Source organism: Micromonospora sp. AMSO12t, assembly GCF_008806585.1.
Taxonomy (GTDB): domain Bacteria; phylum Actinomycetota; class Actinomycetes; order Mycobacteriales; family Micromonosporaceae; genus Micromonospora; species Micromonospora reichwaldensis.
Genome location: NZ_WAAS01000311.1, coordinates 1 through 6,907, shown reverse-complemented (window position 1 = coordinate 6,907; position 6,907 = coordinate 1). Strand labels below are relative to the sequence as shown.

Genomic DNA, 6,907 nt, shown 5'->3' with positions numbered 1-6,907 from the left:
GCGCGCCCGCCACCCGGGTGCCCCGGCCGCGCGACTCCGGCAGCCTCGCGCAGGCCCGGCTGCTGGTCGCCGTCGGCACCGACAAGCACCCGTTCGACCGCCTGGTCGGCTGGCTGGAGGAGTGGCATCCCGCCGTCGCCGAGGACGTCGGGCTGACCGTCCAGCACGGACACACCCGGGCCCCCGGGGTGCCCGGGGCGATGCCCTTCCTCGGTCACGACGAGCTGCAGACGGCGATGGCCGAGGCCGACCTCGTGGTCTGCCACGGCGGCCCGGCCACCATCCTGGAGGCCCGCCGGCACGGTCACCTGCCGATCGTCGTCCCACGGGATCCGACCCGGGGCGAACACGTCGACGACCACCAGCAGTTGTTCGCCCGTCGCCTGGGCGCGGCCGGCATGGTGGCGCTGGCCGAGACCCGGGAGGCGCTGTTCGAGGCGCTCACCGCAGGCCTCGCCGACCCGTCGCGGTTCGCCGTCGCGGCCGACCCGGACGCGTCCCGGGCGCGCCGCGCGGCGGTCGAGCAGGTGGGACGGATCGTGGAGGACCTGGTGGCCGCGTCGACCGGACGACGGCAGCGGACGAGGTGGCGGCCGTGGGCACGGCCGGCCCGGAACGGAGAGCGGCGATGACCGAACACCCGAGCGTGAGCGCGGTGGTGCCCACCCGGGACCGCCCGGAGCTGCTCCGGGCCGCCGTACGCGCCATCCTCGACCAGGACCACCCCGGCCCGATCGAGGTGGTGGTGGTCTACGACCAGTCCGAGCCGGACGCCTCGCTGGCCGAGCTGTCCCGCCCGGACCGGCTGGTCCGGGTCATCCGCAACGAGCGCGCCCCCGGCCTGGCCGGCGCCCGCAACTCGGGCGTCCTGGCGGCCACCGGCGAGCTCGTCGCGTTCTGCGACGACGACGACGAGTGGCTGCCCGGCAAGCTGCGGGCCCAGGTCGAGGCGCTCGCCGCCCACCCCGACGCGGAGTTCGTCAGCTGCGGCATCCGGGTCAGCTACGACGGGCACACCGTCGACCGGGCACTGCCGAAGGACTCGGTCACCCTGGCCGACCTGCTGCGGGACCGGATGACGGAGCTGCACCCGTCGACCTTCCTGATCCGCGCCGCCGCGCTGCGCGACGGGTTCGGGCTGGTCGACGAGGAGATCCCGGGCAGCTACGCGGAGGACTACGAGTTCCTGCTGCGGGCCGCCCGCAGCGCGCCGCTGGTCAACCTGCGCACGCCGTACGTGCTGGTGCGCTGGCACAAGCGGTCCTACTTCGCGCAGCGCTGGGACACCATCTCCGAGGCGTTGCAGTGGCTGCTGGAGCGCTACCCGGAATTCGGCACCCAGCCGGCCGGCGAGGCGCGGGTCACCGGGCAGATCGCCTTCGCCCGTGCCGCGTCCGGCGACCGGCGGGGCGCGATGCGCTGGGCCCGGCACACCATCCGGCGCAACCCGCGCGAGCCGAGGGCGTACCTGGCCCTCGCCGTCGCCGGGCGGATGGTCCGCGCCGACGCGGTGCTGCGTACCCTGCACAAACGCGGCCGGGGCATCTGAGCCCGCGCCGCCCGGGATCGCCCCTGGGCACGGACCTCGCGGCCTCCGGGGCCGCGCGGGTCCTACCGGCGGGTGTGCCCGGGCGGCGGGCCACCCGGCGGTCGCGGCGGGGCCGTCGGTTGGCCGTGCCGCGTCCGCAGGGCGGGACGCGGCGGGCACCGCACGGCGGCGGCCACCGGGCGTGACAGACTGACCGCTGTGTTGCGCTGGTTGACTGCAGGGGAATCGCACGGTCCCGCCCTCGTCGCGATGCTCGAGGGCGTGCCCGCCGGCGTCGAGGTGACCACCGGGGACATCGCCGGTGAGCTGGCCCGGCGCCGGCTCGGCTACGGCCGGGGTGCGCGGATGTCGTTCGAGCAGGACGAGGTGGAGGTCATCGGCGGGCTGCGGCACGGGGCGACCCTCGGCAGCCCGGTCGCGATCCGCGTCGGCAACTCCGAGTGGCCCAAGTGGCGCACCGTGATGGCCGCCGACCCGGTCGACGCGGAGGAACTGGCCAGCCAGGCCCGCAACGCGCCGCTCACCCGCCCCCGCCCGGGGCACGCCGACCTGGCCGGCATGCAGAAGTACGGCCACACCGACGCCCGGCCGATCCTGGAGCGGGCCAGCGCGCGGGAGACCGCCGCCCGGGTCGCCGTCGGCACGGTCGCCAAGGCGCTGCTCCGGCAGGCCCTCGGCATCGAGGTCGTCTCGCACGTGGTGGAGCTGGGCCCGGTCGCCGCCAAGCCCGGGCTGCGCCCCACGCCCGCCGACGCCGACCGCATCGACGCGGACCCGCTGCGCTGCCTCGACCCGGAGGCCAGCGCCCGGATGGTCGCCGAGGTCGACGCCGCGAAGAAGGCCGCCGACACCCTGGGTGGCGTGGTCGAGGTGCTGGCGTACGGGGTGCCGCCGGGCCTGGGCAGCCACGTGCAGTGGGACCGCAAGCTCGACGCCCGGCTCGCGACCGCCCTCATGTCGATCCAGGCCATCAAGGGCGTGGAGATCGGCGACGGCTGGCGGCAGGCGCGCTCGCGTGGCTCCGAGGCGCACGACGAGATCATCCCCACCGCCACCGGCGTACGCCGGGTCACCGACCGGGCCGGCGGGCTGGAGGGCGGCATCACCACCGGCGAGCCGCTGCGGGTGAAGGCCGCGATGAAGCCGATCTCGTCGCTGAACCGGGCACTGGCGACGGTGGACGTCACCACGGGCGAGCCGGCCACCGCGATCAACCAGCGCTCGGACGTCTGCGCCGTGCCCGCCGCCGCCGTCGTCGCCGAGGCGATGGTGGCGCTGGTGCTGGCGGAGGCCGCCACCGAGAAGTTCGGCGGCGACTCGGTCGCCGAGATCCGCCGCAACCTGGCCAGCTACCTCGACGCCCTGGTGATCCGGTGAGCGCGGTTCGGCGGGCGGGGCGCGCGGCGGTTCGGCGGTGCCGCTGATGGCGCCGGTCTGCGTGCTGGTGGGGGCGCCCGGCTCGGGCAAGACCACCGTCGGGCTGGCGCTGGCCGAGCTGCTCGGCGTGGAGTTCCGCGACACCGATTTGGACATCGTGCGGCTGGCCGGCAAGCCGATCTCCGAGATCTTCATCGACGAGGGTGAGGACCACTTCCGTACCCTCGAACGGGCGGCCGTGGCGGCGGGGCTTGCCTCGTGCGGGGGCGTGCTCGCCCTCGGCGGCGGCGCGATCCTCGCCGAGGAGAACCGCGCGGCCCTGGTCGGGCACCCCGTGGTCCACCTCTCCGTCGAGCTGTCCGACGCGGTGAAGCGGGTCGGGCTCGGCGGGGGCCGCCCCCTACTGGCGATCAACCCCCGGGCGACGCTGAAGTACCTGCTGGACCAGCGCCGCCCGCTCTACGCCGAGGTGGCCACCGCGACGGTCGTCACCGACGGGCGGTCCCCGGCGGAGATCGCCGCGGAGATCGCCGCGCTCCTCAAGCGCTGAGCCCCGCACCGCCGCGGGCCCCGGGACCCCGGCGGCCGTGTCACTCGCGGGCGATGTCGTCGAGCACGTCGGCCAGGCCCTTCGGCTCGCTGAGCAGTGGCCAGTGGCCGGTGGGCAGCGCGTACAGCCGGCCGCCGGCCAGCCCGGCGAAGAACGGGTGGCCCTGCGCGATCATGTCCTCGACCACCACGAGCGGGAAGGTGCTCGCCACCAGGGCCGTCGGCACCGCGCGCCCACCGGTGCGGCGGACCGGGTCGGTGGCGGCGCGCAGCGGGTGGGCGGTGGCCCGCCGCCGCAGCAGCGCAAGTGCGGCCGGGGCCAGCCCGGCCAGGTTCTGCGGGTCCTGGGCCGGGTCGAACGCGGGCGGCGGCAGCAGGTGCCCGTCGCCGATCTCGGCGCGCAGCCGCTCCTGCTCCTCGGGCGGGTTGCTGTCGAACTGCGACATGCCGTCGGGCATCGGCCCGCTCTCCACGTAGACCACCCGGGCGATCCGCTCGCCGAGGCGGTCCGCCGCCTGGGTCACCGGCAGCCCGCCGCCGGAGTGGCCCACCAGCACGACGTCGTGCAGCTCCTCCACCTCGATCAACCGGACGATGTCGGTCGTGTGTGTCTCCAGGCCGACCTCCGGGCCGGCGAGGTGGGCGCGCTCGGCCACCCCGGTCAGCGTCACCGGGTGCACCTCGTGGCCCTGCCCGCGCAGCGCCGCGGTCACGTCGCGCCACGCCCAACCGCCCAGCCAGAACCCCGGCACCAGCACGAACGTCGCCATCGCGGCCTCCCTCTCTCGTCGTCCGCGACCACCGTACGATCGAATCCGGACGCTTTCCGCCCGCTTTGAAGGAGTGGTCCGTGTCGCATCCCGCCGCCCGGGTGCTCGGCATGCTCGAACTGCTCCAGAGCCACCACCGGCTCACCGGGGCGGAGCTGGCCCGCCGGCTGGGGGTGGACGGGCGCACGGTGCGCCGCTACGCCGCGACCCTGGCCGAGCTGGGCATCCCGGTCGCTGCCGAGCGGGGCCGCCACGGCGGCTACCGGCTGCGCCCCGGCTACAAGCTGCCGCCGCTGATGCTCACCGACGACGAGGCCGTCGCCGTGCTGCTCGGTCTGGTCGCCGCCGAGCGGCTCGGGCTGGGCACCGAAGAACCGGCGACCGCGACCGCGTTGGCCAAGATCCGCAGGGTGCTCCCGCCCACGCTCAGTGACCGCCTCGCGGCGGTGCAGGAGCACCTCGGCTTCACCCTGCGGCGATCGGCGCCGCAGCCCCGGCCGGCGACCGGGACGCTGCTCACCCTCGGCGCCGCCGCTCGGCACCGGCGCCGGGTACGGCTGGAGCACCGTTCCTCTTCCGGCACGGTGACCCGCCGGGAGCTCGACCCGTACGGGCTGGTCTTCCACTCCGGCCGCTGGTACGTCACGGGCCACGACCACCTGCGCGGGGAGGTGCGCACGTTCCGGCTGGACCGGATCGGGGAGGTGCTGCCGGGGGAGGAGACCTTCACCGTGCCCGCCGGCTTCGACCCGGTCGCCCAGGTGACCCGCTCGCTGGCCCGCGTCCCGTACGCCCACGACGTCGAGGTGCTGCTCGAGGCCGACCTGGCCGCCGCGCGACGCCGCCTGCCGCCCAGCGTGGCCGAGCTGAGCGCGACCGACGGCGGAGTACTACTGCGCGCCCGCGCGGAGAGCCTGGCCGGGATGGCCCAGCTGCTCGCTGGGCTGGGCTGGCCGTTCACCGTCGTACGCCCCGAGGCCCTGCGCGCCGAGGTCGCCGCGCACGCTCGAGGGCTGGCCGTGTGGGCGGCCCGGGTGCCCGGGTGATCCCGCCCCGGGGGCGGCCCGCGCGGTCCCGCCCCGGCGCGGGAACGGGTGGCCACGAAGTGGACAGTTCCCCCCTCGGATCGGGCGGCTGGACTAGGCTGCCGGCGATGGACGAGGTGACCCGGATCCCGGTCGGCGGCGAGCGCCCGTACGACGTGCTGGTGGGACGCGACCTGCTCGACGCGCTGCCCGGGCTGCTGCCGGACGCGACCCGGGTGGCTGTGCTGCACGCGCACCCGCTGAAGGAACTGGCGGACGCGATCGGCGGGCGGCTGCGCGCCGCCGGCGTCGCACCGCTGCTGATCGAGGTGCCGGACGCCGAGGCGGGCAAGCGCATCGACGTGGCGGCGACCTGCTGGGACCGGCTGGGCGAGGCGGGTTTCACCCGTACCGACGCGGTGGTGGGCGTCGGTGGCGGCGCGGTGACCGACCTGGCCGGCTTCGTCGCGGCCTGCTGGCTGCGGGGGGTGCGCTGGGTTCCGGTGGCGACCTCGCTGCTGGGCATGGTCGACGCGGCGGTGGGCGGCAAGACCGGGATCAACACCGCCGCCGGCAAGAACCTGGTCGGGGCGTTCCACCCGCCGGTCGGCGTCCTCGCCGACCTGACGACGCTGGACAGCCTCCCGCAGGCCGACCTCGCCGCCGGTCTGGCCGAGGTGGTCAAGTGCGGCTTCATCGCCGACCCGGTGATCCTCGACCTGGTGGAGCGGGACCGGGCGGCGGCCACCGACCCGACCGGCCCGGTGACCCGCGAGCTGATCGAGCGGGCGATCCGGGTGAAGTCCGACGTGGTCTCGGGCGACCTGCGCGAGTCGGGCGTGCGGGAGGTGCTCAACTACGGTCACACCCTGGCCCACGCCATCGAGAAGGCGGAGGACTACCGCTGGCGGCACGGCCACGCGGTGTCGGTCGGCGTCGTCTACGCCGGTGAGTTGGCCCGACTGGCCGGGCGGCTGGACGCCCCCACCGCCGAGCGGCACCGGACGGCCATGGCGGCGCTCGGCCTGCCCACCAGCTATCCCGCGCAGGCCTGGCCCGGACTGCTCGCCACGATGCGGGTGGACAAGAAGGCCCGGGGCAACCAGCTGCGTTTCGTCGTGCTGGACGGGCTGGCCCGGCCGGCGATCCTGGAGGGCCCGGACGACGAGCTGCTGGAGGCGGCCTACCGCGAGGTGGCCGCGTGAAGGTCCACGTGCTGAACGGCCCGAACCTGGGCCGGCTCGGCACCCGGCAGCCGGACGTCTACGGGGCGACCAGCTACGCGGACCTGGTGGCGCTCTGCGAGTCGACCGGGCGGGAGCTGGGCCTGGACGTGACGGTCCGGCAGACCGACGCCGAGCACGAGCTGCTGGGCTGGCTGCACGCCGCCGCCGACGAGGGCGCCGCCGTGGTGCTCAACCCCGCCGCCTGGTCGCACTACTCGTACGCGGTCCGGGACGCCTGCGCCATGCTGCGCGGGCCGCTGGTCGAGGTGCACATCTCCAACATCCACGCCCGCGAGGAGTTCCGGCACCACTCCGTGGTGTCGGCGGTGGCGACCGGGGTGATCTGCGGCCTCGGCGTCGACGGCTACCGCCTGGCCCTGCACCACCTGGCCGCCCTGATCCGCTGACCCC

8 protein-coding genes are annotated in these 6,907 nt (G+C 75.8%); 7 read left to right on the top strand and 1 reads right to left on the bottom strand.

Going from position 1 to position 6,907, the window contains the following annotated elements:
* The first annotated feature begins 17 nt into the window (after window positions 1-17).
* The 4 genes from F6X68_RS28835 (at window position 18) to F6X68_RS28820 (ending at window position 3,476) form a co-directional block, all read left to right on the top strand.
* Complete coding sequence (locus F6X68_RS28835) at window positions 18-632, top strand: glycosyltransferase (protein ID WP_151457206.1); 615 nt, start codon at window positions 18-20, stop codon at window positions 630-632.
* Entirely contained in the window at window positions 629-1,549 is a 921-nt protein-coding gene (locus F6X68_RS28830; protein ID WP_151457204.1) for a glycosyltransferase family 2 protein, read from the top strand. Before F6X68_RS28835 ends, F6X68_RS28830 begins: the two co-directional genes overlap by 4 nt.
* A gap of 198 nt (window positions 1,550-1,747) precedes the next feature.
* Window positions 1,748-2,926, top strand: coding sequence for a chorismate synthase (gene aroC, locus F6X68_RS28825; protein WP_151457203.1), 1,179 nt, complete (start codon window positions 1,748-1,750; stop codon window positions 2,924-2,926).
* Window positions 2,927-2,972: 46 nt separating this feature from the next.
* The gene (locus F6X68_RS28820; protein WP_151457205.1) at window positions 2,973-3,476 is read left to right on the top strand and encodes a shikimate kinase; all 504 of its coding nucleotides are present in this window, start codon (window positions 2,973-2,975) and stop codon (window positions 3,474-3,476) included.
* A 40-nt stretch (window positions 3,477-3,516) separates the two neighbouring features.
* Here F6X68_RS28820 and F6X68_RS28815 read toward each other — a convergent pair whose 3' ends face one another.
* Window positions 3,517-4,245, bottom strand: coding sequence for an alpha/beta fold hydrolase (locus F6X68_RS28815; RefSeq protein WP_151457202.1), 729 nt, complete (start codon window positions 4,243-4,245; stop codon window positions 3,517-3,519).
* 80 nt (window positions 4,246-4,325) lie between these two features.
* Here F6X68_RS28815 and F6X68_RS28810 point away from each other — a divergent pair, with 80 nt between their 5' ends.
* From F6X68_RS28810 to aroQ, 3 genes are all read left to right on the top strand, one after another.
* Entirely contained in the window at window positions 4,326-5,291 is a 966-nt protein-coding gene (locus F6X68_RS28810; RefSeq protein WP_151457201.1) for a YafY family protein, read from the top strand.
* A 107-nt stretch (window positions 5,292-5,398) separates the two neighbouring features.
* Window positions 5,399-6,475 carry a 3-dehydroquinate synthase gene (gene aroB / locus F6X68_RS28805; protein ID WP_151457200.1) on the top strand — a complete coding sequence of 359 codons (1,077 nt, stop codon included), beginning with the start codon at window positions 5,399-5,401 and terminating at the stop codon, window positions 6,473-6,475.
* A complete protein-coding gene (gene aroQ, locus F6X68_RS28800; protein WP_151457199.1) occupies window positions 6,472-6,903 on the top strand; it encodes a type II 3-dehydroquinate dehydratase in 432 nt (143 codons plus the stop codon). Before aroB ends, aroQ begins: the two co-directional genes overlap by 4 nt.
* Window positions 6,904-6,907: the final 4 nt, after the last annotated feature.